We start from the raw sequence: 26434 nt of genomic DNA, 5'->3' as shown, positions 1-26434 counted from the left end.
TTCATGAATTTCGACCCGGTGCGGCAAGAGACGAACGAATCCACTTATCTCGGCTTCGATTTCGGAGAGAAAAACATCGGCGTAGCCATAGGACAACGCGTCACCGGCACCGCCACGGCTCTCGAAACGATCCGTGTGACCAGCCGGAAAGCCGTGTGGGACGCGGTGTCGCGCCTGGTTCAGACCTGGCGGCCGTCGGGCTTCGTGGTGGGTTTTCCTTACAACCCGGAGGGCGAAGAAAATCCAATCGTTCAGCCCATTTTGAATTTCTGCCGCCAATTGGAAAATCGTTATCATCTGCCGGTCCATACGATGGACGAAACCTTATCGACCCGGGAATCGCGCGAGATTTTTTACCGCAAGCGCCCCAAGCGATCGACGCACTTCGCCGACGTCAAGGACGAAATGGCCGCCCAGTTGATTCTCCAGACATGGCTGGCGCACACGACGGAACGGAACGTTGGGAATGCCTGATACCGTTGTGCCCGTGGACCCGCTGCTCGACCGTCTGGAAGCCGCCTTGCGCGAGGAAATGGCGCGGCGCGACTTCTCCGATCCCGCGATGATCGGCATTCACACCGGCGGGGCCTGGATCGCCGACCGCCTGCACGCCCGGCTCGGCCTGACCGATCCTTTGGGACTCCTGAACATCTCGTTTTATCGCGACGACTTTTCACAGACCGGCATGCATCCCCAGGTCAATCCGAGCATGCTGCCGTTCCGCGTCGAGGGCCGGAACATACTGCTGATCGACGACGTGTTCTACACCGGCCGAACCGTTCGCGCCGCACTCAACGAGATCTTCGACTACGGCCGGCCCGCCCAGGTCTTGCTGGGCGTCCTGATCGAGCGCGACGGGCGGCAAATTCCGATTCGGCCGGATTGCACGGGAAGCCGCATCACCCTTGCCGCCGATCAGCGCATCACGCTCAGCGGGCCGAGCCCGTTGGAGCTGCGTATCCATTCCCTTTCTCCACAACCATGAATCCGACTCGGGCCGACAATCTTCAACTGGACGCCGCCGGACGGCTGAAGCACTTTCTGACGATAGAGGGTTTGAGCCGCGACTTGCTGGTCAAGATCATGGACACGGCGGAATCCTTCGCCAGCGTGACCGAGCAAACCGTCAAGAAAGTGCCGCTGCTGCGCGGCAAGACCGTGGTCAATCTGTTCTTCGAAAACAGCACGCGCACGCGCACGACTTTCGAGCTGGCCGCCAAACGGCTGTCGGCCGACGTGCTCAATCTGAACATCGCCACGTCCGCCACATCCAAGGGCGAAAGCCTGCTGGACACGATCCGCAACTTGGAGGCCATGCACGTCGACATGTTCGTGGTGCGGCACGCGGAAAGCGGCGCGGCCCATTTCATCGCCCGCCACGTAGCACCCCACATCAGCGTCATCAACGGCGGAGACGGCCGGCACGCCCATCCGACCCAGGCCATGCTGGACGTATTCACCATCCGCAAGCACAAAAGCGATTTCGCCAACCTGAAAGTGGCGATCGTCGGCGACATCCTGCATTCCCGCGTCGCCCGCTCCGAGATTCGCGCGCTGAACACCCTGGGCGCCGCGGAAGTCCGCGTGATCGGCCCCAAGACCCTGCTGCCGGCGGCGGTCGAGACTTTGGGCGTCGCCACCTTCCATGATCTGGAAGAAGGACTGGAAGACGTCGACGTCGTCATCATGCTGCGCCTACAGAAGGAACGCATGAGCGGGGCGTTCATCCCGAGCGAACACGAATATTTCGCCCGCTTCGGACTCACCGAAAAACGGCTGGCGCGCGCCAAGCCGGACGTCATCGTGATGCATCCGGGTCCCATCAACCGGGGCGTGGAAATCGATTCGCAAGTGGCCGACGGGCCGCATTCCGTCATACTCCAACAAGTTGACCACGGGATTGCCGTTCGCATGGCGATTCTATCGATGGCGATGCGCCCCGATCTCGAAACTTCGCCCGGAGAAAGAACAGCATGACCGAGCGCATCGCCATCCGTGGCGGACATGTCATCGATCCGTCGAACGGCATCGACGGGAAACACGACCTTTACCTGGCCGAAGGGCGTGTGGCGTCGCTGGGCGCGGCGCCGGACGGATTCACGCCGGATCGGGTGATTTCTGCCGAAGGACGGATCGTATGTCCGGGATTGGTCGATCTTTGCGCGCGTTTACGAGAACCCGGCTACGAGCATAAAGCGACTATCGCCGGCGAAAGCGCCGCCGCTGCCGCCGCCGGCATCACCACCTTGTGCTGCCCGCCCGATACCGATCCGGTCATCGACACGCCCGCCGTGGCCAACCTGATCCGGGAAAAAGCCCACCGCATCGGCAAGGCTCGGGTTTTGCCCATAGGCGCCCTGACGCGCGGCCTGAAAGGAAAGGACTTGAGCGAAATGAGCGCATTGAAGCGCGCCGGCTGCGTCGCGGTCAGCAATGCCCATGCGCCGATGGCGAATACTCTGGTGTTGCGCCGCGCGCTCGAATACGCGGCGAGTCACGATCTCCTCGTCGTCATCCGCCCGGAAGATCCCTGGCTCGCCGACCGGGGCTGCGTCCATGAAGGGCCGACCGCTACCCGGCTCGGCCTGCCGGGCATACCGGACTCGGCCGAAACGGTGGCCATCGCGCAGGTTTTGGCGTTGATCGAACATACCGAGGCTCGAGTTCATTTCGCGCAGTTGAGCTGCGCCCGCGCCGCACGGATGATTGCCAGGGCTCGGGAAAAAGGCGCGCTCGTAAGCGCCGATGTCGCGGTTCACCAACTGCATCTGACCGAAACGGATATCGAGGGATTCGACGCGACGTGCCACGTTAGGCCTCCGCTACGCAGCTCCGCCGACCGGGACGCCTTGCGTGCGGCGCTCGAAAGCGGCGTGATCGCGGCGATTTGTTCGGATCACCAACCGCACGAACCCGATGCCAAGCTGAACGCCTTTCCGTCCACCGAACCCGGCATGGCTTCGTTGGAAATGCTGCTGCCCTTGACTCTGGATCTGGTCGATCAGGGCATCCTTTCCCTGCAACAGGCCATCGCTCTGCTGACCCGAGGCCCCGTGGCCGTCATGGGCATCGAAGCCGGCACCCTGAGCGTCGGCGCGCCGGCCGATATCTGCATCTTCGATCCGGCGTCGACCTGGACGGTCGACCGCTCGACCTGGCAAAGCAGCGGCCGGAATACCCCTTACTGGGGAAAAACCGTCAAAGGCCGCGTAACCCATACGCTTTTGGGCGGCCGGACGGTTTTCGAACTCCGCTCGACTGCACGTTGAGGCGCGGCGCCGGCTTCGTTGAGGAAGCTCTGGTTAAGTCCTTCGACAGGCTCAGGACGAACGGTAGCGTATCGATTCCGTTCATGGTGAGCCCTTCGACTCGGCTCAGAACAGGCCTGTCGAATCATGGGCGGAATCCATTTGTTCAGAGCTTCCTTAAACCGTAAAGAACCCTTTACTTCACCACGCCGCACGCTATGCGGGCGCCGCCCGGCTTATCGGCGTAGTTATCGTTCTCCGCGTGAATCATCAGCGAACGTCCCCGCAGATCGGCCACGCGCAAGCGGTCGGTAACGACGGCCTGCCCGGCCGTTCCGTCGGGAGCCACGTTCAAGACCGGCAAGTCTCCGGCATGGCCGTCGCCGGCCGGGCCCGCGTGCTTTCCGGTGCCGTTCGGATCGAAATGGTTGCCGGCGGCCAATCCCGCGACCGGTTTCCCGTCTTTCGCCTTGGTGCCGCAGTCGGGAAATTCGTGGACATGAAAGCCGTGCGGCCCGGGAGACAGGCCTTTCAGATCCGGCGCAAGCGTCAATCCGGCTGCCGCATCCGTTGCGACGATAACGCCGAGGGGCTCCGCGATTCCGGTCTGATCGATTTTATTGATCTCCACCTTGATCTCTTCGGCATGCGCCGAGACGCCAAACAACATCGCCGCGCCGGCGGCCAGCCATCCGAATCTGTGCATCGGGACCTCCCGTATTTTTTGCTTGAAATTTTATCGGCCGGCAGATTGTAAGCCGAAGTTCGCCGGCGCCGTAACCCGGCGTCATCATTTGACATAATTCAAAGCGATCTTTTCCGGCCTTTGCCAAGCCGCGGCCGAAAGCGGTACTCTCCCGAGGATCGACCGGCGTATGCCGATTACAGAACGCACTTTGAGCCATGCACGACACGTTATCCTTGCTGCTCGATACCGATTTTCCCCGCATCGTCCGGAAACGCCTGGAGACGCTCCAGGTCAATCTGGGCTATCGCTGCAACCAGCAATGCTTGCACTGCCATGTCAACGCCAGCCCGAAACGCACCGAGGCGATGGACGCCGAGACGGCGCGCCTGGTCGTCGAGTTCGTTCGGGCATCCGGCGTAACCGCGCTCGATCTGACCGGCGGAGCGCCCGAGATGAATTCGCACTTCCGGTATTTGGTGGAGTCCGCCGGCAAGCTGGGGATCAAGGTCATCGACCGCTGCAACCTGACGATCCTGGAAGAACCCGGCTATGAGGACCTGGCCGGATTTCTCGCCGAGCACCGTGTCGAAGTCGTTGCTTCTCTGCCGTGTTACCTCGAAGAGAATGTGGACGCCCAACGCGGCAAAGGCGTATTCGACGCGAGCCTCAGGGCTTTACGCGGACTGAATCGTCTCGGATATGGCCGGCCCGATTCGGGTCTGATTCTGAATCTGGTCTACAATCCTCAAGGGCCGACTTTGCCGCCGCCGCAAATCGAGTTGGAAAATGCCTATAAGCTCGAGCTGAAGAACCGCTACGGCATTCTTTTCAACCGACTGTATACCCTTGCCAACATGCCCGTCCGGCGTTTCGGCAGCACACTCATGACTCAGGGGAGGTTCGACGAGTATATGACTTTGTTGAGAAACGGCCACAATTCGAAGAACCTTGAAGAGGTCATGTGCCGGAGCCTGATCAGCGTCGATTGGCAAGGTTACGTGTACGATTGCGATTTCAACCAGATGCTCGGCCTGCCGCTGGGCGCCGGCGTGAAGCCGCGCCTCCACTTGCGCGAAGCCCTGTCCCTGCCCCTGGAGGGACGGCCGATCGCCGTGGCCGATCATTGCTATGGCTGTACCGCGGGGGCCGGCAGCAGTTGCGGCGGAGCGTTACGATCGTGAGCAGACGCCTTCGCCTGCCTTTCCGCGGGATCGCCCTGTCTTAATCCGCCCGTTCTCCCATGCTGCAATTCATCAACGTCAGCAAACGCTATTCGGATAGCGGAGAAGTCTTGTCGGACATCTGCTTTCGGCTGGAGAAGGGCGAGATGGCCTTCCTGACCGGACACTCGGGGGCCGGGAAGAGCACCTTGCTCAAGCTGGTCCCGGTTATCGAACGGCCGAACCGCGGGCAGATTCATTTCGACGGGAAGCCGATAAACCGGATTTCGAAGCGCGATGTGCCTTATCTGCGCCGCAAGCTTGGGTTGATTTTCCAGGATTACCGCTTGCTGCACGACCGCACCGTCTTCGACAACGTGGCCCTGCCCCTGCTCATTGCCGGCTACAGCCAGCAGGAAACCGCGCGTCGGGTTCGCGCGGCTCTCGACAAGGTCGGTCTGCTTCGCAAGGAAAAGCGATATCCTCTGGCATTGTCCGGGGGCGAACAGCAGCGGGTCGGCATCGCCCGAGCCATCGTGCACAAACCCGCCTTGATCCTGGCCGACGAACCCACCGGCAATTTGGACCCCGGCTTGTCGGCTGAGATCATGGATTTATTCAAGGAATTCAACCAGGTCGGCGTCACGCTCTTGATCGCGAGCCATAATCTCGACCTGATTTCGCAGTTCGGCTGCCGAACGCTCAAGCTACACCAAGGCCAATTGGTCGAAGGCGGCTGAAACGTGCCGATGACAAGAACCAGTCGGAAATCCCGGCGGAGACGCGGCACGAACGCGGTTCATGCCAGGCGCGCCGCCAGCGGGCCCGCAAACTGGCTGCGATCCTACGTCGACTTGCAAGTCGAAACCCTCAAATCCAGCTTCGTTCGCCTGCGCCGAACCCCTCTCGCCAGCATCATGACGGTGCTGGTGATCGCCATCGCCCTGACCATACCGGCAAGTTTTCACGTTTTCATCAAGAATGCCCGGCAGGCCAGCTCGACCCTTGAAGCGACGAACCAGATTTCCCTGTTCCTGAAACCGGATTTAACCAATGAAACCGGCGGCAAGGTTGCGGAAAAACTCAAAAAACATCCGCAGATCGCGGTAGCCGAACTGATTACCAAGGAAGCGGGATTACAGGAACTGAGAACCTACAGCGGATTCGGCGATGCGCTTCGGGCGCTGGATTTCAATCCCCTGCCGGCGGTCGTCGGCATCAAACCGAAGGACTCGCTGACCCGTCCCGAGGATGTGGAAAAACTGCTCGCCGAATTGCGATCGCTGCCGGAGACCGATTTCGTTCAGCTCGACACCGAATGGATGTACAAGCTGCACGCCATCCTGACGATCGCCCAACGTAGCGTGGCCGTGTTCAGCGTGCTGTTGAGCCTTGGCGTGTTGTTCATCGTCGGCAATACTATCCGCCTCGAACTGCAAAATCGCCGCGAGGAAATCGTGGTGGCCAAACTCATCGGCGCCACCGACCGCTTCATCCGCCGTCCTTTCCTGTATGCCGGCTTCTGGTACGGTTTCTTGGGCGGATCTCTCGCCTGGCTGCTGGTCGGCTTCTTCCTGCTCTTTCTCCGCGGCCCCTCCAGGCGCCTGGCGGAGCTCTACGGCAGCCCGTATACCCTCTCGTTTCTCAGTCTGTCGGAAACCGAACTCCTGATTGGAGCGTCAGTCTTATTGGGAATAGTCGGAGCCTGGATAGTCGTTTCCTATCATTTACGAGAACTCGATCCCACTTGATCGCGGCGTTTTTCCAGACATACTATTAGCACTCTCCATTATTGAGTGCTAACCTAGAACAGGTATTAAAACCGAGGACACTTATGAGCAACGCATTAACGCTGCCGGTTAATCTCTCGCTCGGCTCCATCGAAGAATATGTCTCTGCGGTAAACGTGATGCCGCGTTATAGCGCCGATGAAGAGCGCGCGCTGGCCGTACGCTTTCGGGAGCATAACGACCTGGAAGCGGCTCGACAGTTGGTGCTCGGCAATCTGCGTTTCGTCGTCCACATCGCCCGGGGATATCTGGGCTACGGTTTGCCGCTGCCCGATCTGATCCAGGAAGGAAACATCGGCCTCATGAAAGCCGTAAAGCGTTACGATCCCGCCGTGGGCGTCCGGCTGGTTTCCTTTGCGGTTTATTGGATCAGGGCGGAAATCCACGAATTCATCATTCAAAACTGGCGCATCGTTAAAATCGCCACCACCAAGGCACAGCGCAAATTATTCTTCAATCTGCGCAAATTCAAGAACCACCTGGGATGGCTGAGCCGCGATGAGGCGCATATTCTGGCCAACGAACTGGGCGTGGATGTCGCCGCCGTTTATGAAATGGAAAACCGTTTGAACAACCCGGATGTCGCGTTCGAACCCGCCGATAGCGACGGCGACGAAAAAGAAACGTCGGCGCCGATCCATTACCTCCGGCAAGAAAACGCCGACCCGGCGGATTTACTGGAAGACAACGACTGGGGACAGCACAAGCAGCAACGGCTGGTCGCCGCCATCGAGCAACTGGACGAGCGCAGCCGCGACATCGTCACGAGCCGCTGGCTGAGCGAAGAAAAGCTCACCTTGCACGATCTGGCCGCGCGCTATCAGGTATCTGCCGAGCGGATCCGCCAACTGGAAAATACCGCCATGAAAAAGCTGAGAAACTCTCTGGCCGAAACTTGAGCGTCGGCCGGTTTTCGAGCTTGCCGAAGCCACAAAAAAAGGTGACCCAAAGTCACCTTTTTTATATCGCCGCTCCGTTCGCCGGAGCAAACGGCTCCGGTGTCTCATTGCAGCATCTGATCGGGGTCTTTCCGAAGATGCAGCATGGTGAACATGCCGAGCGGCGGTAGCGTGTGCCGCTTGACCTCGCGCAGGGAGGTATTTCCTAGAATCTCCTGAACCGGCATGTCGGGACGCCAGCCCAATTTGTTGGACAGCGGCGCCAGGAACTTTTCGATATTCCGCCTGAAGCCCTTTTCCGCCGCAAAATGATTCACGATGATCACATCACCGCCGGGTTTGCAGACCCGCTCGATTTCCCGGATCACTTTTTCCGGATTGGGAACCACCGACATCACATAGGCCGCCACCACGGCATCGAAGGCATCGTCGGAAAATTCCAGCTCTCGGGCATCCATGATGCGAAGACTGGAAACGTGGGTAAGCTTCCCTCTCGCAACCCGTTGCTGGGCCCTCTCCAGCATGTCGGGAGAAATGTCGATACCATGCACTTCGTGCTCCTTGCGATAGTAGGAAAGGCTGATCCCCGTGCCGACGCCGACTTCCAGTATCTTGCCGGGCCGTTTGTTGGTGACGCCGGCCGCCATCGAACGGCCGCGGAAACTCAGCATCCAACCAAACGTCTGATCGTAAACCGGCGCATAGCGTGCGTATGATTTCAGGATATATTCCAACTGCATTGTGTTTCTTCTCCTCCCGTCCGATAGCGTTATTGACGAGACTTCTTATTGTCATTCCAGAAAGTTTTCGCCCGGCACCCCACAGTTGATGCAGGATTGAAACTTCAACATCACTCTCTGCGTCAATGTGATGATAAAGGTTAACCCGGAACATGGGAATCCGATCGATTTTGAGGTGGCTCCATCGATCGCCGCTTCGCGGCAAGGCTCGTGCCGGGCTCTGCGAGTTCATCAGAACACCTTGCTGGTCTTAACCTCCCTCTTCAGGGGGAATTGCCGAATCTGGACGACGATGGGGTGCATCGTTATCCTTCCGGTCGCCTCCGTTCACGGGGAGGTCGATCCGCCGGCGGATTCTCGTCCGACCGATGAGGCCGGCCGCGGATTGAAACATTTAATATCGCCTTCTGAAATTTCATTGCAGCGTGGAACGATCCAATCATGAGCAAACTCGTACAGGTCAAGTTAAACCAATCGGCAAACGAGATCGTTGCCAGGGCAAAAGAAGCGGCGCGCGACAACGGCGTTCATTTCATCGGCAATGAAGAGGAGGGACGCTTTGCCGGCAAGGGAATCGAGGGCCATTACCAGATCAGCGGCGACACATTGTGTATCCGGATTTCCAAAAAACCGTTCATCATGCCGTGGAACCTGATCGAAGCCGCCGTACGCAGCTACTTCGCTTAGCTTCGAATTTCTTTTAGGAAACGAACGAGAGCACTTCAGTCGGCGGCCGTCGCTATCCGATTTATCGGCGGTTCAAATGCGCATCGAGGCTTTGTTTAAGTTTTTGCGGCAATACCGGCAAAGACGAACGCGGCACCAGAAACGTCACGAGCGTGGACAAGTCCTTGAAAATTCTTTTCTCTTCCATCATTTCACAGACATGATCGGAGCCGATACGGCTTCCGGGCCCGACTTTGCTTCCCAACATGCGTTGTTCGAACAAGGCCTGTTCGATACGCCAAGCGATCAATTGCTCGTCGACATCCATCAACCGCTTGACGATGCGAAAAGGAACTTGCAGGACAGGTTCGTCCCGATAAAGCAGGAAGAACAGGGCCGCTAGCACGGCCGTCTGGCGGAACTGGAACAATCCCTCGTCCCGCAACAATTCATATTCTTCCGGCTTGAACAAAGCATCGAACCGGTAACGGGCATTCTCCAGCTTGGCGAGCCGGCCTTGACGTTCCCATCCGGACAGCCGACGGCTGCTCTGCACCCATCGATAGTCCTTTTGCAGCATGTCGTGAACGATGAGGCGATAGCTCGGCCAAAACTCGGAGGCCTCGGCGCTTCGGAAAGGCATGCCCGCAAGCCAGTCATCGACCGCCTCGAACAAACTTTTTTCTTCGGCTGCCTTGCGAAGAGCTTCGCCTTCTTCGGGGCGAAAGCGATTGAACGATTCCGGAGGAACCCGCGCAGCCAGACCAAGACGAAGCTCAATCTCGCGAAACTGGCGGCTCCTGAATAGCGAGCCGGAAAACAGATCGTCGCGGAAGTCGAGAAAATCGAGCGGCGAGATCGTTTCGAGCACCTCGGCCTGGCGATTGACGCTTTTCTGAATTGCGATCAGGCGGCCGAGACGGGTGGCGATCAGGCCGATTTTCTGCCCTTCCAGGGGAAGCGACGAGAACAACTCGAGCACAGATTTCAGCTCATGCAGGATTTCCTTGAACCACAGTTCGCGAACCTGATGCGCGATGATGAACAAAGTCTCGTCATGGACTTCTCGATCATTCCGCCTGCTTTCCGGAAATTGGGCATTAAGAAGCGCATCGAGCCGCAAATAATCGGAATAATGGAACTCGTCCGTAGGTTCTCGCATCATGAAACACCTTCCCTGGAATCTTGATTGGAACCAACTCGTCGCTCGCCAGTCGGCGACCCGTTTGTTTCAGCCGTCGATATCCGGACCTTCGGAGATGGCCGCGAGGCGTCTTCGAAGCCGCAAGCCAGTATTGATCCTAAAAAAATCTCCGGTCTATGCGTGAAATTACGGGCACCTGTCGTTTTCCGCGTTTCGCGAATTCCCCCGCGCTTACTGTAAACAGGTAAAAATTTTTCTTTGAATTAGTAACAAGCCGGGTGCATGTGTTGAAATACCGTTTTTTCCATTTATGAAACAATGGATTAAAGAATAATTCCCTGTGGATGAAAGTCAGCGCCGGACGTGGCGGAACCTGTGGATAAATCGGTGTTCCCCGATGTTCGATCGATTCGTTACAGTTTGCACACAGACTTTTTGATAGGTTCTGCACAACGGGTGCCGGCGAATGCGGCCGAAAAAAGTCCGGCCGAATCTTCGCACTCCGGTACAATACCCCGTCTTACCAGGTCCGAACCGCCGTTTCATGAAGTACCGCGATCTCCGCGAATTCATCGCCCATTTAGAGGCCATCGACGAGCTTAAACGCATAGCCGTCGAAATCGACCCGAATCTCGAAATGACCGAAGTCTGCGACCGGACCCTCAAGGCCGGCGGTCCCGCCTTGTTGTTCGAACGACCGACGGGATCGGATATCCGGGTGCTCGCCAATCTGTTCGGAACGCCCCGGCGCGTTGCCTTGGGGATGGGACAAGAGTCGGTCGAAGCGCTTCGCGAAGTCGGGAAGCTCTTGGCTTTTCTCAAAGAGCCGGAACCGCCCAAAGGCATGCGCGACATGTTCGACAAACTGCCGCTGTACAAGCAGGTCATGAACATGCCGGCCAAGGAGGTGAAAGATGCGCCGTGCCAGGACATCGTGTATGCCGGATCGGATATCGATCTCGGCCGTTATCCCATTCAAACCTGCTGGCCGGACGATGCGGGACCCTTGATCACCTGGGCGCTGGTCGTGACCCGGGGGCCGCACAAGGAACGGCAGAATCTGGGAATTTACCGCCAGCAGGTCATCGGCAAGAACAAGGTCATCATGCGCTGGCTGGCGCACCGGGGCGGCGCGCTGGATTTCAAGGACTGGCAGGAAACTCATCCGGGTCAGCCGTTTCCGGTCGCCGTCGCTTTAGGCGCGGATCCCGCCACCATTCTCGGCGCCGTGACGCCGGTTCCGGATTCGCTTTCGGAGTATGCCTTCGCAGGGCTCTTGCGCGGTGCCAAAACCGAGGTGGCCAATTGTCTTTTGAGCGATCTGCAAGTGCCGGCCAGCGCCGAAATCGTCCTCGAAGGTTTCATCTATCCCGGCGAAACCGCGCCGGAGGGCCCGTTCGGCGACCACACCGGCTATTACAACGAGGTCGAGGAATTTCCCGTGTTCACCATCGAGCGCATCACGCAGCGGGAAAATCCCATTTATCACAGCACGTACACGGGGCGGCCGCCGGACGAACCGGCCGTTCTGGGCGTCGCGCTGAACGAAGTCTTCGTGCCGATCCTGCAAAAGCAGTTTCCGGAAATCGTCGACTTTTATCTGCCGCCGGAAGGCTGCTCGTATCGCCTCGCCGTGGTGAGCATGAAGAAACAATATCCGGGCCATGCGAAAAGGGTCATGTTCGGAGTGTGGTCGTTCCTGCGGCAGTTCATGTACACCAAGTTTGTGATCGTGGTGGACGACGACGTCGATGCGCGCAATTGGCAGGACGTGATCTGGGCGATGACGACCCGCATGGACCCGGTGCGCGATATCGCGCTCATTGAAAATACGCCGATCGATTACCTGGATTTCGCCTCGCCGGTTTCGGGCCTGGGCTCGAAAGTCGGGTTCGACGCAACGAACAAATGGCCCGGCGAAACCGTCCGGGAATGGGGCCAACCCATCAGGATGACCGAAGCCGTTCGGCGCAAGATCGATCAACTCTGGAGTAGCCTGGGGATTTAAGCCAAGCCCCGGCGGACAGTAAACCGGCGACGCCGAAGGCGTCGCCGCCGGATCTCGACATTTCAAGATGACCAAGCATTCTTCCATACCGCGCTTCCTTTGGCCGGTGATGCTCTTCGTGGTGCTGACGCTCCAATTCGGCACCGCCCGGCCGGCCGATTCCGGGCAGGCACGCCCATTGAACGAATTGGTAAAGGATTGGCAAAAAACCCTGGACGCGACCGAAAAAGAGCTGACCAGGCCCGACATCGCGGACAGCCGGCTTGCGACTCTGCGCGACGAGCTGATGACCATTCAGCTCGATGCCCGCACGGTCTCGAACGAAGCTCTGCCCGAAGTGCAAGCGATTCGGGACGAACTCGCCGCACTGGGACCGCCGCCGGCCGAAGGCGCGCCGCCCGAAGCGCCGCCCGTGGCGGCCAAGCGCAAGACTATCAATGAACGGCTGGCCGCCGCGGAAGGCACGATAAAAGAAGCCGATCTCATCATCGCGCGTGCCGAACGCCTCGTGAGCGACGTCAAGACGCTGCGGCGCACCCGTTTCACCGAGCATATCTTGAAGCGGGGCGTGTCGCCGCTGTCGCCGCCGGCCTGGCGGAAAGCCTGGTCCGAGTTGAGTAACGGATTTACGGTCATCGGGCAAAATCTTCAAACGTGGCGATCCAGCGATACGTTCAGGCAAGGTGCCCGTACCGTGGGCTGGCGCCTGGCTTCGGGCATCGGCGCGGCGATTCTTCTGGCGTTTCCCTTGCGGAGGGCATTGATCCGAAGATTCGGCTACGTCGAGGTCGAGGTCGAGCCGACTCACGGCCAACGCCTGAGAACGGCATTGTTCACCGGATTTATCCGGGCGCTATTGCCCTCCGCCGCCGTTTTGGCGCTCTTCCTGAGCCTGACTTACGCCGAGCTGCTGACGGAACCCCTGCTTGCCGTCGCCCGAACCGCTTTGCTGTCGCTGGTCCTGCTGTTTTTCGTGGCCGGCTTTTGCCGGGCGGCGCTGGCCCCGTTCGAACCGGAATGGCGACTGGTGCGGATCCACGACGAAGGTGCGCGGGCCATCAGCCGCACCGTGAACGGCCTGGCCTTCGTGTTTGCCTTCGATCGGGTATTGAGCGAGATCGGAACCCAGTTCAACGCTTCGGTCGAATCGACGCTCCTGCAAAAATTCATATTCGGTCTGCTCATCGCGGCCCTGCTGCTGAACTTGCTCCGCCGCAAAATCTGGTTTTCCGCCGATGGATCGCCGCTCAGCCCGAGCTGGCAGCGCCTCCGCTTCGTGCTGACGGTCTTCGTTTATGCGATTCCGTTATCGGGGTTGCTCGGCTATGTCGTGTTGTCCCGTCTTCTGGCCACCCAATTGGTGTTGACCGTAGGGCTCTATGTGTCGGTCGGCCTGCTGCGCAAAATCAGCTCCGAGCTCATCGACGACAGCTTGAGCAAGACCTCCGCCCTCGGAGCGAAGATTCGCAGCAGCCTGGCCCTGAGCGACGACGGCGCCGAGATGCTCAAGTTCTGGCTCGGCGGAACCGCGGACCTGCTCATCCTGTCGGGCGGCCTGGTCGTGCTGCTGACATTGTGGGGCGCCGCGGGCAAAGACCTCACGGCATGGCTTCACAGCGTGTTTTTCGGCTTTAGGGTGGGCAACATAACCCTGTCCTTGGCCGATGCCCTGCTGGCCTTGGTGCTTTTCGCCGGACTGCTCGCGGTCACCCGGATGATTCAGAAGGCGCTGGATCACCGCATCTTCCCGAGGACGCGGCTGGACGTCGGCATCCGGCATTCGATCCGTTCGGCAACCGGCTATGTGGGATTTACCATCGCGGCCATGCTGGCCATTTCCACCTTGGGCATCGATCTGTCCAACCTGGCCATCATTGCGGGCGCATTGTCCGTGGGCATCGGCTTCGGCCTGCAGAACATCGTCAACAATTTCGTGTCCGGGCTGATTCTGCTGATCGAGCGCCCGATCAAAGCCGGCGATTGGGTCGTGGTGGGCGACCACCAAGGCTATGTCAAGAAAATCAGCGTACGCGCGACGGAAATCACGACCTTCGATCGCGCTTCGGTATTCATCCCGAATTCGACTCTGATTTCCGGCGCGCTGACGAACCGGACCTATGCCGACAAAGCGGTGGGACGCATCGTGCTGCCGATCGGCCTATCCCACGATACGGATGCCAAGCGAGTGCGGGACCTTCTGCTGAAAATCGCGCTTGATCATCCGGAAATCCGCCGCACACCGGCGCCGACCGTTCTGTTCAAAGGGTTTGCCGAAAATACCTTCAACTTCGAACTGATAGCGTCTCTCCACGATGCCGACAAAGTCGGCTCGGTCACCAGCGATCTCTGTTTTGAAATCGACGCGACATTCCGCAAGGAGGGGATTCCGATTCCGGTGCCGGCCCGAGACTTGAATCTGAATCTCAACGACGATCAATTGAGGCAGATCCTGGCGGCGGCGCGGGGGGAAAAAACGCCGCCGCAGTTCTGAGACACGTTTACTCGGACTGATCGCTCGCAGGATCGCCCGAATAGCGCAGCGCTTCGGTCAGGTGGGGCTCGATGACGCTCGCCATGATCTGGTGCAGCTTGGGATTCGCCGTCAGGACGTTGCCGGATTCGAAATATTTGTCCTTTCCTTCCAGATCGGTGACGATACCGCCCGCTTCTTGAATCATGAGCAGGCCCGCGGCCATATCCCATTTTTTCAGGCCGATTTCCCAAAAACCATCCAGCCGGCCCGCCGCCACGTAAGCGAGGTCGAGAGCCGCCGAGCCCGCCCGGCGGATCCCGGCCGTGTCTTTCATGAGATCGCGCAGCATGGCGAGATAGGCATCGACGTGGCGCAGATCCTTGAACGGAAATCCAGTGCCCAGTAAGGCCGCTCTCAGGCCGGTTTGTTTGCTTACCCGAATGCGCCGGTTGTTCAGCGATGCTCCGGCGCCCCGGGCGGCCGTGAACAATTCCTGGCGCAGCGGATCGTAGATCACGCCCTTTTCGATTCGTCCACGGTGGAGCAGCGCGATGGACACGCAGAACTGGGGAAAGCCGTGCAGAAAATTGGTGGTTCCGTCCAGAGGATCGATGACCCAGACGAAATCGGTCTTGGCCGGACCTTGCCGGCCGCTTTCCTCTCCCAGAAAAGCATGCGTGGGATAAGCCTTCTGCAAGGTATAAATGATTTCGCGTTCGGCTTGGCGATCCACTTCGCTGACGAAGTCGTTGCGTCCTTTGGGCGTAATGGTGAGAAGGTTCACCCGGTCCATGGAGCGAACGATGATATCGCCCGCCGTCCGAGCCGCGCGAACCGCGATAGTGAGCATGGGATCCATATTGAATCGGCGCTGGTTAAAAAGCGGTTAAGAGTATCAAATTTCTGATAGTATTTTATCCTTTTTGGTCGATGTCCCTCGCTGAAGCATGAATCGGTTGTCGCATGTCAGGATCGTGCTCGTCGGAACCACGCATCCGGGCAATATCGGCGCAGCGGCGCGCGCCATGAAGAACATGGGGCTGCGCGACCTAGCCCTGGTCGCGCCCAAGGTCTTCCCTAGCGGAGAAGCGACCGCGAGGGCGTCCGGCGCCGACGATATTCTGGCCGAGGCGCGGGTTTGCCGGGACTTGCAGGACGCCATCCACGATTGTGCCCTGGTCGTCGGCGCCAGCGCGCGGCTCCGCACGATTTCCTGGCCGCAGCTCGATCCCCGCGCATGCGCGGAACGAATCGCCGCGGGCGGCGCGAAGACCGCGATTCTATTCGGGCGCGAACATTCGGGTTTGACCAACGAGGAGCTGGAACGGTGCCATTACCTGCTGCACATTCCCTGCGATCCCGGATTCAGCTCGCTGAATGTCGCCGCCGCGGTTCAAGTCGTGGCCTACGAACTTTTCCTCGCCGCCCGGCAACGATCGCACGGCGGCGATAGCGAGCCGGCTTTGGCGACAGCCGCTGAAATGGAATCTTTCTACGGACACCTGGAACGCACTTTGTACGACCTGCGATTTCTCCACGAAACAAAGGCGGGGCCTTCGGTGATGCGCCGGCTCAGACGAATCTTCAACCGTTCCGTGCTGGAGAAAAAGGAAATCCATCTCTTGCGCGGCATACTGACGGCCGTCCAGCTCAGGACACGGCCCCAGGCATGATCGCTATGTGGCAACGACTGAAAGAAGAATTCGGCTGCATTTTCGAGCGTGACCCGGCGGCGCAGTCTTATTTCGAAATCCTGACCACCTACCCCGGCGTTCATGCCATATTGGCCCACCGGTTCAGCCATCGGTTGTGGAATCTTCGTCTGAAATGGCTGGCGCGCTTCATTTCGACCCTGGCCCGCTGGTGGACGGGCATCGAAATTCACCCGGGCGCACGGATTGGACGGCGTTTTTTCATCGATCACGGCATGGGCGTCGTCATCGGCGAAACGGCAGTGATCGGCGACGATTGCACCTTGTATCACGGCGTGACGCTCGGCGGAACATCGTGGAAAAAGGGAAAAAGGCACCCGACGCTGGGTAATGGCGTGGTCATCGGCGCCGGCGCGAAAATACTCGGTCCGATCACGATAGCCGACGGCGCCCGCATCGGTTCCAATTCGGTGGTGCTCAAGAACGTTCCGGCCGGGGCCACCGTGGTCGGAATTCCAGGCCATGTGGTGAGTACCGATCGCCAGGCCCAGGAAGCACGCCGCCAGGCCATCGCCAGCAAGCTGCGTTTCGACGCTTACGGCTTGACGCCCGATATGCCCGATCCGGTCGCTCATGCGGTCAACCACATGCTCGATCACATACAGGCGCTGGACGAACAGATCGAGGCGCTAAAGCGAGCGCTCAAACAGCAGGGCATCGACGTTTCGGAATCGCCGCTGCCGGAACTGGAGCATTGCGAGCTGAAACAGGGCGAGGAAAAATAAACGGATTCGACCCCGCCGCCGGTTCCGGGCCCGGCAAGACGGCTACTTTTCCAGCACCCGGCAAACCTTGTTTGCCCAACAGACGCTTTCGAGATGAATCTTGCCCACTTCGGGCAAATCGAGGTTCTCGAAGTGCACCGCGTTCAATTTCCAGCGTTCGTAATTGATGGCGCAGTCCAAGGCCTCCCCGGCCAATCCCGCATGGGACACCAGGGCGTTTTTCACTTCACGCGAGAGCGGCAAGCTGGCGACGGCGTCGTCCAAGGGAATTTCCAGCAACTGGTCGATGGTGGACATCAGGCCCACGAGGAAGAATTGCTCGGTACTCGGCAACTTGAGGGATGCGGCGAGGGATTCGCACATTCTCGCTCGAATCAATGCGGTTTTGACGACCTCTATCGATCGGCCGGAAAAACTCGCGAGGCTGATCAGGGACGCCCAACGCTGGATTTCGCGGATGCCCAGATAGGTAATGGCGAATTTCAGCGAATCGATTTTTCTCGGCAAAGCGAAGAACGCCGAGTTGATGTAGCGCAGAAGCTTGTAGCTGAGCCCCACGTCCATCGAAATCGTGTGCGCCAGCTCGGGTATCGAGACGTTCGGCCGGTTGACCTTCGCCATCAACTGCAAAACCGTATGCTGGCTGGTTTCCAGCCGTTTCCCCCGCACCACGCTCGGCCGGCTGAAAAAGAATCCTTGAAAATACTCGCAGCCCAGCGCCTGATATTCGAGATATTGCTCCTGCGTTTCCACCTTTTCCGCCAGAAAGCGCACGGGCAATGTCTTGAACCGCTTGATCATCGATCCGCTGGCGGCCGGCGTGATCTTTTGGATGTCGAGCTTGATGATGTGGGCGATCTCGACCAGCGGCAGCCAACCCTCTTCAAATACGAAATCGTCGAGCGCAATCCTGTAACCCTGTTGCACCAGGGTTTGCAGAGCCCGAATCAAAGCCTCGTCGACGCGGATATCCTCCAGTACCTCGATGACGACCTTGTCTTTGGGGAGCAGAAACGGGGTTTCGGAAAGCAGGTTTTCCCGGGTGAGATTAATGAAAGCCAACTGCTTCCCGACGATTTGATCCAATCCGTATTCGAGCAGGCTGTCCACGATGACTTGATTGCTGGCGGCGGTCGGCCCAAATGCGGCTGCCGTACTTCCGTTGATGTCGCGGAACAACAATTCATAGGCGAAAACACATAAATCGCGATCGAAGATTTGCTGTCGTCCGATGAGAAAATCGTTCCTCACGATGAGCGGGCCTTTATCTGGGGTTTGAGATGGCGGGATATTGCGTTTTATTGCATTACGAGTTTGCGCTCGACGTACCGGCGATGGCATCGAATGGGCAAAGGAGTCTTGAAAGTTTAGCCAAGGCTGAGAAAGATATTCGTCGAATCGGGCAACTCGCCCGGCGAAAAGGAGATTTGATACGCTTCCGTCGTTCGGCTCGATCCGGCCGAAGAATAGTTCGACTCAGCGAAAATCGAGATCGGCAAACGTCATTCATCCCAAGCGAAAAGATTATGTCCGACACGATTCCAGATTTTGATACCGACGTTCTTCATCGCAGTCACGCCATACCCGTTCTGGTCGATTTCTGGGCGCCCTGGTGCGCGCCTTGTCGCGCCTTGGGCCCGGTTCTGGAGCGGCTCGCTCGGAGCAACCCGGGACGTTTCGTGCTGGTCAAGATCAACACCGAGGAACTGCCGGACGTCGGCGCCCGCTATCAGGTGCGCAGCATCCCCAACGTGAAGCTTTTCGTCGACGGGCGGGTCGTCGATGAATTCACCGGCGCGTTGCCGGAAGCCGTGATCCGGGACTGGCTGAATCGCATCCTGCCGAGCCCGTTTCGGGACCGCATCAAGCAGGCGGAGGCCGAAGCTCTTGGCGGCCGTTCCGACAAGGCCGTTGCGATTCTGGAGGAAGTGCTGGCCGCGGAGCCTGATAACGACCACGCCGCCGTCATGCTGGCCCGCCTGCTGCTTTCCTCGGATCACCGGAAGGCGGCGGCGGCCGTAGAGCGGGTCGGCCCGGCTTCGGATGCTTATCCGCTGGCTGAAAGCATCCGTGCCTTTTCCCGTTTGTTCGAGCATGCCGAACGACCCGGCGGCTTGCCGGAAGCGCCCATGAAGCCGGCCTATTTATCGGCCATCGGGCACTTGAAAAACGCCGACTTCGAAAAAGCGTTATCGGCCTTTATCGAAGTGGTTCGGGGCGAGCGACATTACGACGACGACGGCGCCAGGAAAGCCTGTCTCGCCATTTTCAAATTTCTCGGCGACGATCACGCGCTTACCCGGGAGTATCGCGGACGTCTCGCCAGCGCCCTGTACGTTTGATCCGGCGGCTTGAACGCTCATTTATGAATTTTGATCCGGAAATATTCCGGATCGGCGTCGTCGGTCAACTCGACCTTCGACGAGAAAGAACGAACCTCGCCCCGCTCCAGCATGTCCAGATTCGGCGTGCCGTCCGGATGAAACCCTATCCTGGACAACCCGACTTGAATGCCCACGCGATCGAAGAACAGGATATCAACCTCCGGATGGATGAGCGACAAGCCTGGATTATGCATGACGATCTTATATTCGTAGCGCTTATCCGAATCCTTGCCGGCAACGGTGAAGACGATGTTCTTCACATAACCTAAATCGAGCGGGATCACCTGGTCGAATTCGAGCTTGGCCAGATTCGGCAGTCGCTCAACGGTCAGCGCGGCGATGTCGGCTCGCAGCTTTTCGACTTCGGGCTTCAATGCCTCGAGTTCCTGAGCCTGTTTTTTCTCCGCGACGGTCAAATCCAAGTTTTCCTGTTCGCTCAGAGTCAACTGGATAAACAAGACCAAGAGCAGCGCCGTTTCGATGACCAAACCAACGGACAATAAAAAAATGAGCCGCGTCCGAGACGAGCGGCGCTGCTTGCCCTGATGCGAATAATATTTGTATCCCGCGTTATCCCTTGCATCCGCTAAACCATTGTCTTGTAACCGGTACATTTTTTCCCCTTAGGCAACGGCCTTTTCGGTATTGGCTAACCTGTTCGCGCTTCACCTTTCCGACAGAACGCTCCGGTGTGGCATCGAAGATTCCGAATCCCCCGGCCCGGCTCCCCGATCTCGACAATGCTTCCGATGCCCGGTCATGCTCTCGCCGAGCAGAGGCTCAAAAAGGTGGCGAGGCGTTTTCTTATCATCAGCTCATGGACTTTGAACCGTGCTTTGAAATTCTTGTAAAGCCTGTGGATAGGAGGTGCTGGATCGATGCGACAAAATCCGAGGCAAAATTATCCACAACTCGGACACAGGCGTACACTATTTTCAACACAGCTTTACATATTTCGTAGGCCATTGTTTCTATTTGAGATTTAGTGGCAGTTAACAAGTTTTGAGGAGCGCTATAACTAAATTCAGAAAATTTCTTAACTTGTTTACATTTAGTGATGTGGCCAAAGAGGCCTGAATTTCGCTTTGACGACTACGGGCACCCTGAAAAACCGCGCACTTCGACCCGCGCGGTGCGAACGGTTCCCATCGGATCAACCGGTTCCATTCGTGCCGAGCCTGTCGAAGCCCGAACCGGGCAGGTTTTTCGAGGTGCCCTAAGCTTTAACCGGCGCGGAAATGAAAAATCCCGTGCCGCAACGTTCGGTTTTGCAAAGCAATGCATTCCATAAATCGATAGGGGGAAAAATGTCCGCATTCGGCGTGTTCGTATTGTTTCTCTTGGTGTTGTCCATCATTTTGGTGGTTTTGAGCGTCAAATTCGTTCCGCAAGGTTCCGAATTCACGGTGCAGCGGTTTGGAAAATACACCGCGACACTCAGACCCGGACTCAACGTCATCATGCCGGTCATCGACCAGATCGGCGCCCGGATCAACATGATGGAACAAGTCCTGGACGTTCCTTCTCAGGAGGTCATCACCAAGGACAATGCGATGGTCAAAGTGGACGGCGTCGTGTTCTTTCAAGTCGTGGACGCTGCCAAAGCGGCCTACGAGGTCAGCAATCTGCAACTTGCCATCATGCAGCTCACCATGACCAATATCCGCACCGTGATGGGTTCTATGGATCTCGACGAGCTCTTGTCGAAGCGGGATGAAATCAACGCCCGCCTGCTCGCGGTGGTGGACGACGCCACCACGCCCTGGGGCGTCAAGGTGACGCGCATCGAAATCAAGGACATCACGCCGCCGCAGGATCTGGTCGATTCCATGGCGCGTCAGATGAAGGCCGAACGGGACAAGCGCGCCGCCGTCCTCGAAGCCGAAGGCTTGAAACAGGCGGCGATCCTGCGCGCCGACGGCGAAAAGCAAGCGGCGATTCTGGAAGCCGAGGGCCGCAAGGAAGCCGCCTTCCGCGAGGCCGAAGCGCGGGAACGCCTGGCCCAGGCGGAGGCGCGAGCCACCCTGATGGTGTCCGAAGCCATCGGCAAAGGAGATGTTCAGGCGATCAACTACTTCGTCGCGCAAAAATACGTCGAAGCCTTGCAAAATCTGGCGGCGGCCGAAAACAACAAGATCATCCTCATGCCCTTGGAAGCCTCGAGCGTCATCGGCGCGCTGAGCGGCATCGGCGAAATCACCCAACAAGCGTTTTCCAAAAAGGCAGGCTGATGGCATTCGAGATCGTTTTTTGGCACTGGTGGGCGTTCGGCGTATTTCTCCTCATCGTCGAACTCCTCGCGCCGGGGATGTACTTTCTGTGGATGGCCGAGTCGGCGTTCGTCGTCGGCGTGATCAAGCTGATCGTGCCGACGCTCGATTGGGAGTATCAGCTGATATCGTTCTCGGTGCTGTCGATCGTCAGCATCGCGCTGTTTCGGCTGTTTCTCAAAAAACATCCCATCGAGACCGACCAGCCTCTACTGAACCAGCGGGCGGCGCAGTACGTGGGGCGGCTGTTTACCCTGGAACACCCGATCGTCGACGGCCAGGGACGGATTCGCGTGGACGATTCGATCTGGAAGGTGCAAGGGGAGGATTGCGAGACGGGAAGCAAAGTTCGGGTCGTGGCGGCCGAAGGCGTGATTCTCAAAGTGGAAAAAGCCGGGTGAAGGCCGGGTGCGGTCAGATTCTGAACGATTTCACCTGCCGCCGCAGCCGCTCGACATCGCGCGGATCCGCCTGCCGGCCGTAGCGAACCCGCAAGAACAGCGCGGTAATGGCGCCGATGGCTTCTTTGGCCTCCGGCCGTTCGGCCGCGGCGCGCAAAGCGAAATCTCGGGGCCCTTCGCCGGTCCGCCTGATCAGCCCCGCTCTCGCCAATTTTTTGAGAAAGCGATCGTACGCCGCCATCGCGGGGTCGGTGCGGAGCCGCCGGCGCGGCCGCAGCCAGAGTCCGACCAGGGCGCCGCAGAGGGTTAGCAGCGCGGTCAGCCAGGTGATCACCCCCGGCCAATCGACGATGCCCAAAGCTTCCAAGAAGCGTTTTTGGTTTCTCGGGTCGTAACTCAAGACCCATTGGTTCCAGCCGTGATCGATGCTGGCCCAGACCAGGCGGGCCTGGTGGTACCAATCGCGGAAATCGAAGGCGGCATCGGTCAGCGCCCGTTCCACCGGATTGAAATTGACCTCGCCGTCGGCCAGTTGCCGATCCAGATTGATCCCCTGCTCGATGCGGTGCGGCGCCACCGCAGCGGTCGGGTCGATTCGTGTCCAGCCTTTCTCGGGCAGCCACACTTCGGCCCAGGCATGGGCATCGGCCTGCCGGACTTCGAGAAATTTTCCGACCGGGTTCCATAGTCCTCCCTGGTAGCCCGTGACCACCCGCGCCGGAATCGCCGCTACGCGCATCAGATAAACGAAAGCCGTGGCGTAATGCTCGCAGAAACCCTTGCGGGTCTCGAAAAGAAAGGTGTCCACCAACTTATCGCGGATCGGCGGCGGATTGAGCGTGTAGACGAAAGGTTCCTCCCGGAAATGGAGCAACGCCTTGTTCACGATGTCTTGCGGGTCCGACGCCGACTGCCGCCAGCGCTCGACCAGCCGGAGCACGCGCGCCGACGGTCTTTCGGCCAGTTGCAGACCTTGCTCGCGCTCGATGGTGCCGAGTTCGCCGGTCCGGTAGTTCGGATAGGAGGTAATCGGGTATTGCCGGCGCTCGCTGATGTTTTGCGGCGCCAGCAACAGGTATTCCGGCGTTTGATCAAGGTCGCCCGGAAAAATCTTGGGCAGATCCAGAGCGAAAACCCATTCTTTTTGGTGCGGTTCCAAAGTTATCGTGTAACGATAAGCCGGTCCCGAAAATTGCGGCGGCCGAAGACCGTTCCGCCCTTGCTCCGGCGGCAGGGTCCAGCGTTTGCCGTCGGTGTGCCAGAACACGGGGCCCCGCCAATAACGCTCGGCGGGCGGCGGAGGCTCGCCTTCGAAATCGGCTCGAAAAGCCGGCTCCGGCGACAAGGCGAGACGGCTCACGCTGCCCGGCTCGATGGTGTCGCTGAGCCCTGTCTTCGCGCCGACCGGCTCGTCCGGGAGTTTCCACAAGGGTCCCGCGATGCGCGGGAAGAATAGAAACAGGACCAGCATGATCGGCAGGGCCTGCGCCACCAGCGACGCCGCCATCTTGAACTGGGTCCTGAGCGGCAGGATCGGGCCGGCGTTCAGCCTGATCAGTACGGAGACCAGCAAGCCGACGGCTACCAGCGTATAGGCGGCCAGCGGAATGCTTTGGGAGAACAGATACTGAGTCAGCGCCACGAAGAACGCGAGATAAACCACCAGGTATACATCGCGCCGGCTCCGCATCTCCATCAGCTTCAGCCCGAGGCCGACGAGAAAAAGGCTGGCTCCGGCTTCGCGTCCGTAAAAGCGATGATAATCGACATAAACCAGGGCCGCGCCGGAAAAAGTCAGAAGAAACAGCAGCAGGCGACCGGGTTGCAGGGCGGGGCGATAGCCCAGCGCGAATCGCCAGGCCGCCATCAGGGAAAAATAAAGAACGACGCCCAGACCTAAATTGAGAAAATGCGGCGCGGCGACAAAGAAAACGCTGAACAAGAGCAGGTTTTCCTGCATTCTGTCCGGCATGAATGAAGTAGTGGCGGGCTTCATCAGAACACCTTATTGGCCTTAAACCTCCCTCTTCAGGGGGAATTGCCGAATCTGGACGACGATGGGGTGCATCGTTATCCTTCCGGTCACCGCCCCGTTCACGGGGAGGGTCGATCCGCCGGCCTCCATCCGCGGGCGGGTTCTCGTCCGGCCGGTGAGGCCGGGCGCGGATTGAAACATGGGTCGAAAAGCGCTAACGCCTCGAGGCATTTTCGGCAATGCGAGGCTCCCCGGCCGGGGGCTATGGCCGTTCCGGGCAGGCCGAGCGAGTAACGCATTCCGGCCTGTTCGGCATCCAATACCCAGCGGCAAAGCCGACTCAGGCATTCTTCCGCGCTTCTTCCCTTCGTCTCCGTCCAGTTCAGGTGAAGCACCTCCGCTTCTCCGCCGGCATATTGCTTGACCAGCGGACCGCGCCCCTTGGCCAAACTTTTCCAATGAATGTGCTTGAACGGATCGCCGGGTCGATAAACCCGAAGTCCTTGGAACTCGTCGGAAGAATCCTGCGGCCGGGCCGCGGCGCGCTCTCCTGCGGAGAGCGGGAAAGGCAGCCGTTCCCGAGCCGGCCTTGGATAGACCAGAACCCGGTGTTTCAGGTTGATCGGCGACCAGGCGTAGAAGATTCCCAAAGGAAACGCAGTGCTGATGGTGACCGTGTCGAGTTCGAGCCAGCCGCGCCTTTCGGCTCGGACGCGAAGGATGGCCGGAACGCTTCTCTCGGCCGGTATATCCAGCCGTACCGGCTCGGCGCCTTTGAGCTTCAGATCGATGGCGTAGCGCGGCAAGGCCGCCGGGTTGCTCAGTCGCAACTCGAAACACGCCTGATCGCCGGCGAAGACGGGGCTCGTTTTTCCCACGCCGATGCTCAATCCGGAAAGATTGCGGTAGCTGTACAGCATCGAGGACATGGCCGCGGCGGCCAACAGGAAGGTGAGGATGAACGCCAGGTTGTTGCCGTAGTTGATGGCGGTCAGCCACTGGACCAGCAGCAGCAGCGCGAGGGCGAAGCCGGACCGGCTGGGCAGAATGAAAATCCGCCGATGGGACAAGGCGATCGGGCCGGCGGTCGCTTTTTCGCCGCGGAAGAAGCGCCGGAGATTCAGCCGTTCCCGGAGCGGGAGCGCAGCCATGTCAAACCGCTGCCACCTGTTCCAGCATCGGCGCCACGACGACGTCGGCGTTCGTGGCGCCGCTCGATGCGGGATGCAGCCGGTGCCCGCAAACCGGGGCCAATACGGCCTGCACATCCTCGGGCAGGACCGCATCGCGCCCTTCGACGAAGCTCCAGGCGCGGGCCGCGTTCAACAGGGCGAGCCCGGCGCGGGGCGACAATCCGCATTCGTAATGGCCCGATTCGCGGCTGAATCGGATCAGAGCTTGCAGATAATCCAGGAGCGCGTCGGAGACATGGATGTTCTTGACCGCCTTCTGTAAGGCTTGCAACTCGTCGGTGGGCAGGCAGACCGGGAGCTTTTCGAGCAGAGCGGAGCGTTCTTCGCCCTTGAGCAGAGCGCGCTCGGACCGGCTATCCGGATAACCCAGGGTAATTCGCATCAGGAAGCGGTCCAGTTGGGACTCGGGTAAGGGAAACGTCCCGATCTGGCATGCCGGATTTTGGGTGGCGATGACGAAAAACGGCTCCGGCAGCGCCCGGGTTTCTCCCTCGACCGTGACCTGGTGTTCCTCCATCGCTTCCAAAAGCGCGCTCTGGGCTCTGGGCGTGGCGCGGTTGATCTCGTCGGCGAGAATCATTTGGTGAAAGATCGGCCCCGGCTGGAAGTGAAAGCTGTGGGTTTTGCCGTCGAAGATAGAGGAACCCACGATATCGGCCGGCAAAAGATCGCTGGTGAACTGAATGCGCTGATATTTGAACCCCAGCAGATTGGCCAGGGTGTGCGCCAAAGTCGTTTTGCCGACGCCGGGCACGTCCTCGATCAGCAAATGCCCTCGCGCCAGCAGGCAGCAAATCGCGAGGCGGATCTGGCGCGGCTTGCCGAGTATCACGGTATTGGCCGTCCGGAGCAGGGCGTTTAGGGAGTTGCGCATGGAGAGCCTGGAAAGTTGCGATCGCATCAAGTATAGCCCCGGCGCAGTCCGCCGGCTGCGTCTAGGCGCAAACACTCCGCCAAT

General features: G+C 59.1%; 25 protein-coding genes. 16 read left to right on the top strand and 9 right to left on the bottom strand.

The annotated features are described in order from the left end of the window. Nucleotides 1–3 precede the first annotated feature (3 nt). Genes ruvX through ACWJKU_RS18365 form a run of 4 tightly spaced genes read left to right on the top strand, consistent with a single transcriptional unit; the run spans nt 4 to nt 3269 of the window. Nucleotides 4–474 (top strand): Holliday junction resolvase RuvX, encoded by a 471-nt coding sequence (gene ruvX / locus ACWJKU_RS18380; RefSeq protein WP_454144701.1) that lies wholly within the window; start codon nt 4–6, stop codon nt 472–474. Further along, on the top strand, nt 467–985 hold the full coding sequence (gene pyrR, locus ACWJKU_RS18375; RefSeq protein ID WP_454144699.1) for a bifunctional pyr operon transcriptional regulator/uracil phosphoribosyltransferase PyrR: 519 nt from the start codon (nt 467–469) through the stop codon (nt 983–985). Before ruvX ends, pyrR begins: the two co-directional genes overlap by 8 nt. Continuing rightward, entirely contained in the window at nt 982–1977 is a 996-nt protein-coding gene (locus ACWJKU_RS18370) for an aspartate carbamoyltransferase catalytic subunit (RefSeq protein WP_454144697.1), read from the top strand. The genes pyrR and ACWJKU_RS18370 overlap by 4 nt, the downstream gene beginning before the upstream one ends. Continuing rightward, nucleotides 1974–3269 carry a dihydroorotase gene (locus tag ACWJKU_RS18365; RefSeq protein ID WP_454144695.1) on the top strand — a complete coding sequence of 432 codons (1296 nt, stop codon included), beginning with the start codon at nt 1974–1976 and terminating at the stop codon, nt 3267–3269. The genes ACWJKU_RS18370 and ACWJKU_RS18365 overlap by 4 nt, the downstream gene beginning before the upstream one ends. A 175-nt stretch (nt 3270–3444) precedes the next feature. On the opposite strand, the gene ACWJKU_RS18360 is transcribed toward ACWJKU_RS18365, so the two are convergent. Next, complete coding sequence (locus ACWJKU_RS18360; RefSeq protein ID WP_454144693.1) at nt 3445–3954, bottom strand: superoxide dismutase family protein; 510 nt, start codon at nt 3952–3954, stop codon at nt 3445–3447. Between the two features lie 197 nt (nt 3955–4151). On the opposite strand from ACWJKU_RS18360, the gene arsS reads away from it, so the two are divergent. The 4 genes from arsS (at nt 4152) to rpoH (ending at nt 7785) form a co-directional block, all read left to right on the top strand. Then, nucleotides 4152–5117 carry an arsenosugar biosynthesis radical SAM (seleno)protein ArsS gene (gene arsS / locus ACWJKU_RS18355; protein WP_454144691.1) on the top strand — a complete coding sequence of 322 codons (966 nt, stop codon included), beginning with the start codon at nt 4152–4154 and terminating at the stop codon, nt 5115–5117. Between the two features lie 59 nt (nt 5118–5176). Further along, nucleotides 5177–5836, top strand: a complete 660-nt coding sequence (gene ftsE, locus ACWJKU_RS18350; protein WP_454144689.1) for a cell division ATP-binding protein FtsE — start codon at nt 5177–5179, stop codon at nt 5834–5836. A 9-nt stretch (nt 5837–5845) separates the two neighbouring features. Beyond that, complete coding sequence (gene ftsX, locus ACWJKU_RS18345; protein WP_454144687.1) at nt 5846–6847, top strand: permease-like cell division protein FtsX; 1002 nt, start codon at nt 5846–5848, stop codon at nt 6845–6847. A gap of 83 nt (nt 6848–6930) precedes the next feature. Beyond that, a complete protein-coding gene (rpoH, locus tag ACWJKU_RS18340) occupies nt 6931–7785 on the top strand; it encodes an RNA polymerase sigma factor RpoH (protein ID WP_454144685.1) in 855 nt (284 codons plus the stop codon). 104 nt (nt 7786–7889) lie between these two features. Here rpoH and ACWJKU_RS18335 read toward each other — a convergent pair whose 3' ends face one another. Further along, entirely contained in the window at nt 7890–8525 is a 636-nt protein-coding gene (locus ACWJKU_RS18335) for a class I SAM-dependent methyltransferase (protein WP_454144681.1), read from the bottom strand. A 441-nt stretch (nt 8526–8966) separates the two neighbouring features. Between ACWJKU_RS18335 and ACWJKU_RS18330 the strand changes: the two genes are divergently transcribed. Then, entirely contained in the window at nt 8967–9212 is a 246-nt protein-coding gene (locus ACWJKU_RS18330; protein WP_454144679.1) for a hypothetical protein, read from the top strand. A 61-nt stretch (nt 9213–9273) separates the two neighbouring features. Here ACWJKU_RS18330 and ACWJKU_RS18325 read toward each other — a convergent pair whose 3' ends face one another. Continuing rightward, the gene (locus tag ACWJKU_RS18325) at nt 9274–10356 is read right to left on the bottom strand and encodes a tryptophan 2,3-dioxygenase family protein (RefSeq protein WP_454144677.1); all 1083 of its coding nucleotides are present in this window, start codon (nt 10354–10356) and stop codon (nt 9274–9276) included. A gap of 523 nt (nt 10357–10879) precedes the next feature. Here ACWJKU_RS18325 and ubiD point away from each other — a divergent pair. Then, the gene (ubiD, locus tag ACWJKU_RS18320) at nt 10880–12343 is read left to right on the top strand and encodes a 4-hydroxy-3-polyprenylbenzoate decarboxylase (protein WP_454144675.1); all 1464 of its coding nucleotides are present in this window, start codon (nt 10880–10882) and stop codon (nt 12341–12343) included. A gap of 67 nt (nt 12344–12410) precedes the next feature. Further along, a complete protein-coding gene (locus tag ACWJKU_RS18315; RefSeq protein WP_454144673.1) occupies nt 12411–14834 on the top strand; it encodes a DUF3772 domain-containing protein in 2424 nt (807 codons plus the stop codon). Between the two features lie 7 nt (nt 14835–14841). Here the strand turns inward: ACWJKU_RS18315 and ACWJKU_RS18310 are convergent, their stop codons facing one another. Then, nucleotides 14842–15675 carry an inositol monophosphatase family protein gene (locus ACWJKU_RS18310; RefSeq protein ID WP_454144671.1) on the bottom strand — a complete coding sequence of 278 codons (834 nt, stop codon included), beginning with the start codon at nt 15673–15675 and terminating at the stop codon, nt 14842–14844. Nucleotides 15676–15763: 88 nt separating this feature from the next. Between ACWJKU_RS18310 and ACWJKU_RS18305 the strand changes: the two genes are divergently transcribed. Both ACWJKU_RS18305 and cysE read left to right on the top strand, forming a co-directional pair. Then, nucleotides 15764–16489 carry an RNA methyltransferase gene (locus ACWJKU_RS18305; protein WP_454144669.1) on the top strand — a complete coding sequence of 242 codons (726 nt, stop codon included), beginning with the start codon at nt 15764–15766 and terminating at the stop codon, nt 16487–16489. A gap of 5 nt (nt 16490–16494) precedes the next feature. Beyond that, complete coding sequence (gene cysE, locus ACWJKU_RS18300; RefSeq protein ID WP_454148188.1) at nt 16495–17253, top strand: serine O-acetyltransferase; 759 nt, start codon at nt 16495–16497, stop codon at nt 17251–17253. A gap of 42 nt (nt 17254–17295) precedes the next feature. On the opposite strand, the gene ACWJKU_RS18295 is transcribed toward cysE, so the two are convergent. Continuing rightward, the gene (locus tag ACWJKU_RS18295; RefSeq protein WP_454144667.1) at nt 17296–18504 is read right to left on the bottom strand and encodes an EAL and HDOD domain-containing protein; all 1209 of its coding nucleotides are present in this window, start codon (nt 18502–18504) and stop codon (nt 17296–17298) included. 275 nt (nt 18505–18779) lie between these two features. Here ACWJKU_RS18295 and ACWJKU_RS18290 point away from each other — a divergent pair, with 275 nt between their 5' ends. Next, nucleotides 18780–19595: a tetratricopeptide repeat protein gene (locus tag ACWJKU_RS18290; RefSeq protein ID WP_454144665.1), complete on the top strand. Its 816-nt coding sequence runs from the start codon at nt 18780–18782 to the stop codon at nt 19593–19595. Between the two features lie 17 nt (nt 19596–19612). On the opposite strand, the gene ACWJKU_RS18285 is transcribed toward ACWJKU_RS18290, so the two are convergent. After that, on the bottom strand, nt 19613–20137 hold the full coding sequence (locus ACWJKU_RS18285; protein ID WP_454144663.1) for a hypothetical protein: 525 nt from the start codon (nt 20135–20137) through the stop codon (nt 19613–19615). An 807-nt stretch (nt 20138–20944) separates the two neighbouring features. Between ACWJKU_RS18285 and ACWJKU_RS18280 the strand changes: the two genes are divergently transcribed. Further along, on the top strand, nt 20945–21868 hold the full coding sequence (locus ACWJKU_RS18280) for an SPFH domain-containing protein (RefSeq protein WP_454144661.1): 924 nt from the start codon (nt 20945–20947) through the stop codon (nt 21866–21868). After that, nucleotides 21868–22308: an NfeD family protein gene (locus ACWJKU_RS18275; RefSeq protein WP_454144659.1), complete on the top strand. Its 441-nt coding sequence runs from the start codon at nt 21868–21870 to the stop codon at nt 22306–22308. Before ACWJKU_RS18280 ends, ACWJKU_RS18275 begins: the two co-directional genes overlap by 1 nt. Nucleotides 22309–22321: 13 nt before the next feature. Here ACWJKU_RS18275 and ACWJKU_RS18270 read toward each other — a convergent pair whose 3' ends face one another. From ACWJKU_RS18270 to ACWJKU_RS18260, 3 genes are all read right to left on the bottom strand, one after another. Then, on the bottom strand, nt 22322–24304 hold the full coding sequence (locus ACWJKU_RS18270) for a transglutaminase TgpA family protein (protein WP_454144657.1): 1983 nt from the start codon (nt 24302–24304) through the stop codon (nt 22322–22324). Between the two features lie 98 nt (nt 24305–24402). Next, nucleotides 24403–25434 carry a DUF58 domain-containing protein gene (locus ACWJKU_RS18265; RefSeq protein ID WP_454144655.1) on the bottom strand — a complete coding sequence of 344 codons (1032 nt, stop codon included), beginning with the start codon at nt 25432–25434 and terminating at the stop codon, nt 24403–24405. A 1-nt stretch (nt 25435) separates the two neighbouring features. Further along, nucleotides 25436–26350 (bottom strand): AAA family ATPase, encoded by a 915-nt coding sequence (locus ACWJKU_RS18260; RefSeq protein ID WP_454144653.1) that lies wholly within the window; start codon nt 26348–26350, stop codon nt 25436–25438. Nucleotides 26351–26434: the final 84 nt, after the last annotated feature.

The sequence above is a fragment of the Methylocaldum sp. MU1018 genome (genome assembly GCF_053646775.1).
This window is presented reverse-complemented; position numbering and strand designations above follow the sequence as displayed.

Excerpts from the sequence above, each read along its gene's own strand:
- ruvX (WP_454144701.1), top strand. The coding sequence starts at position 4 with ATGAATTTCGACCCGGTGCGGCAAGAGACGAACGAATCCACTTATCTC.
- pyrR (WP_454144699.1), top strand. The coding sequence starts at position 467 with ATGCCTGATACCGTTGTGCCCGTGGACCCGCTGCTCGACCGTCTGGAA.
- ACWJKU_RS18370 (WP_454144697.1), top strand. The coding sequence starts at position 982 with ATGAATCCGACTCGGGCCGACAATCTTCAACTGGACGCCGCCGGACGG.
- ACWJKU_RS18365 (WP_454144695.1), top strand. The coding sequence starts at position 1,974 with ATGACCGAGCGCATCGCCATCCGTGGCGGACATGTCATCGATCCGTCG.
- ACWJKU_RS18360 (WP_454144693.1), bottom strand. The coding sequence starts at position 3,954 with ATGCACAGATTCGGATGGCTGGCCGCCGGCGCGGCGATGTTGTTTGGC.
- arsS (WP_454144691.1), top strand. The coding sequence starts at position 4,152 with ATGCACGACACGTTATCCTTGCTGCTCGATACCGATTTTCCCCGCATC.
- ftsE (WP_454144689.1), top strand. The coding sequence starts at position 5,177 with ATGCTGCAATTCATCAACGTCAGCAAACGCTATTCGGATAGCGGAGAA.
- ftsX (WP_454144687.1), top strand. The coding sequence starts at position 5,846 with ATGACAAGAACCAGTCGGAAATCCCGGCGGAGACGCGGCACGAACGCG.
- rpoH (WP_454144685.1), top strand. The coding sequence starts at position 6,931 with ATGAGCAACGCATTAACGCTGCCGGTTAATCTCTCGCTCGGCTCCATC.
- ACWJKU_RS18335 (WP_454144681.1), bottom strand. The coding sequence starts at position 8,525 with ATGCAGTTGGAATATATCCTGAAATCATACGCACGCTATGCGCCGGTT.
- ACWJKU_RS18330 (WP_454144679.1), top strand. The coding sequence starts at position 8,967 with ATGAGCAAACTCGTACAGGTCAAGTTAAACCAATCGGCAAACGAGATC.
- ACWJKU_RS18325 (WP_454144677.1), bottom strand. The coding sequence starts at position 10,356 with ATGATGCGAGAACCTACGGACGAGTTCCATTATTCCGATTATTTGCGG.
- ubiD (WP_454144675.1), top strand. The coding sequence starts at position 10,880 with ATGAAGTACCGCGATCTCCGCGAATTCATCGCCCATTTAGAGGCCATC.
- ACWJKU_RS18315 (WP_454144673.1), top strand. The coding sequence starts at position 12,411 with ATGACCAAGCATTCTTCCATACCGCGCTTCCTTTGGCCGGTGATGCTC.
- ACWJKU_RS18310 (WP_454144671.1), bottom strand. The coding sequence starts at position 15,675 with ATGGATCCCATGCTCACTATCGCGGTTCGCGCGGCTCGGACGGCGGGC.
- ACWJKU_RS18305 (WP_454144669.1), top strand. The coding sequence starts at position 15,764 with ATGAATCGGTTGTCGCATGTCAGGATCGTGCTCGTCGGAACCACGCAT.
- cysE (WP_454148188.1), top strand. The coding sequence starts at position 16,495 with ATGTGGCAACGACTGAAAGAAGAATTCGGCTGCATTTTCGAGCGTGAC.
- ACWJKU_RS18290 (WP_454144665.1), top strand. The coding sequence starts at position 18,780 with ATGTCCGACACGATTCCAGATTTTGATACCGACGTTCTTCATCGCAGT.
- ACWJKU_RS18280 (WP_454144661.1), top strand. The coding sequence starts at position 20,945 with ATGTCCGCATTCGGCGTGTTCGTATTGTTTCTCTTGGTGTTGTCCATC.
- ACWJKU_RS18275 (WP_454144659.1), top strand. The coding sequence starts at position 21,868 with ATGGCATTCGAGATCGTTTTTTGGCACTGGTGGGCGTTCGGCGTATTT.
- ACWJKU_RS18270 (WP_454144657.1), bottom strand. The coding sequence starts at position 24,304 with ATGAAGCCCGCCACTACTTCATTCATGCCGGACAGAATGCAGGAAAAC.
- ACWJKU_RS18265 (WP_454144655.1), bottom strand. The coding sequence starts at position 25,434 with ATGGCTGCGCTCCCGCTCCGGGAACGGCTGAATCTCCGGCGCTTCTTC.
- ACWJKU_RS18260 (WP_454144653.1), bottom strand. The coding sequence starts at position 26,350 with ATGCGCAACTCCCTAAACGCCCTGCTCCGGACGGCCAATACCGTGATA.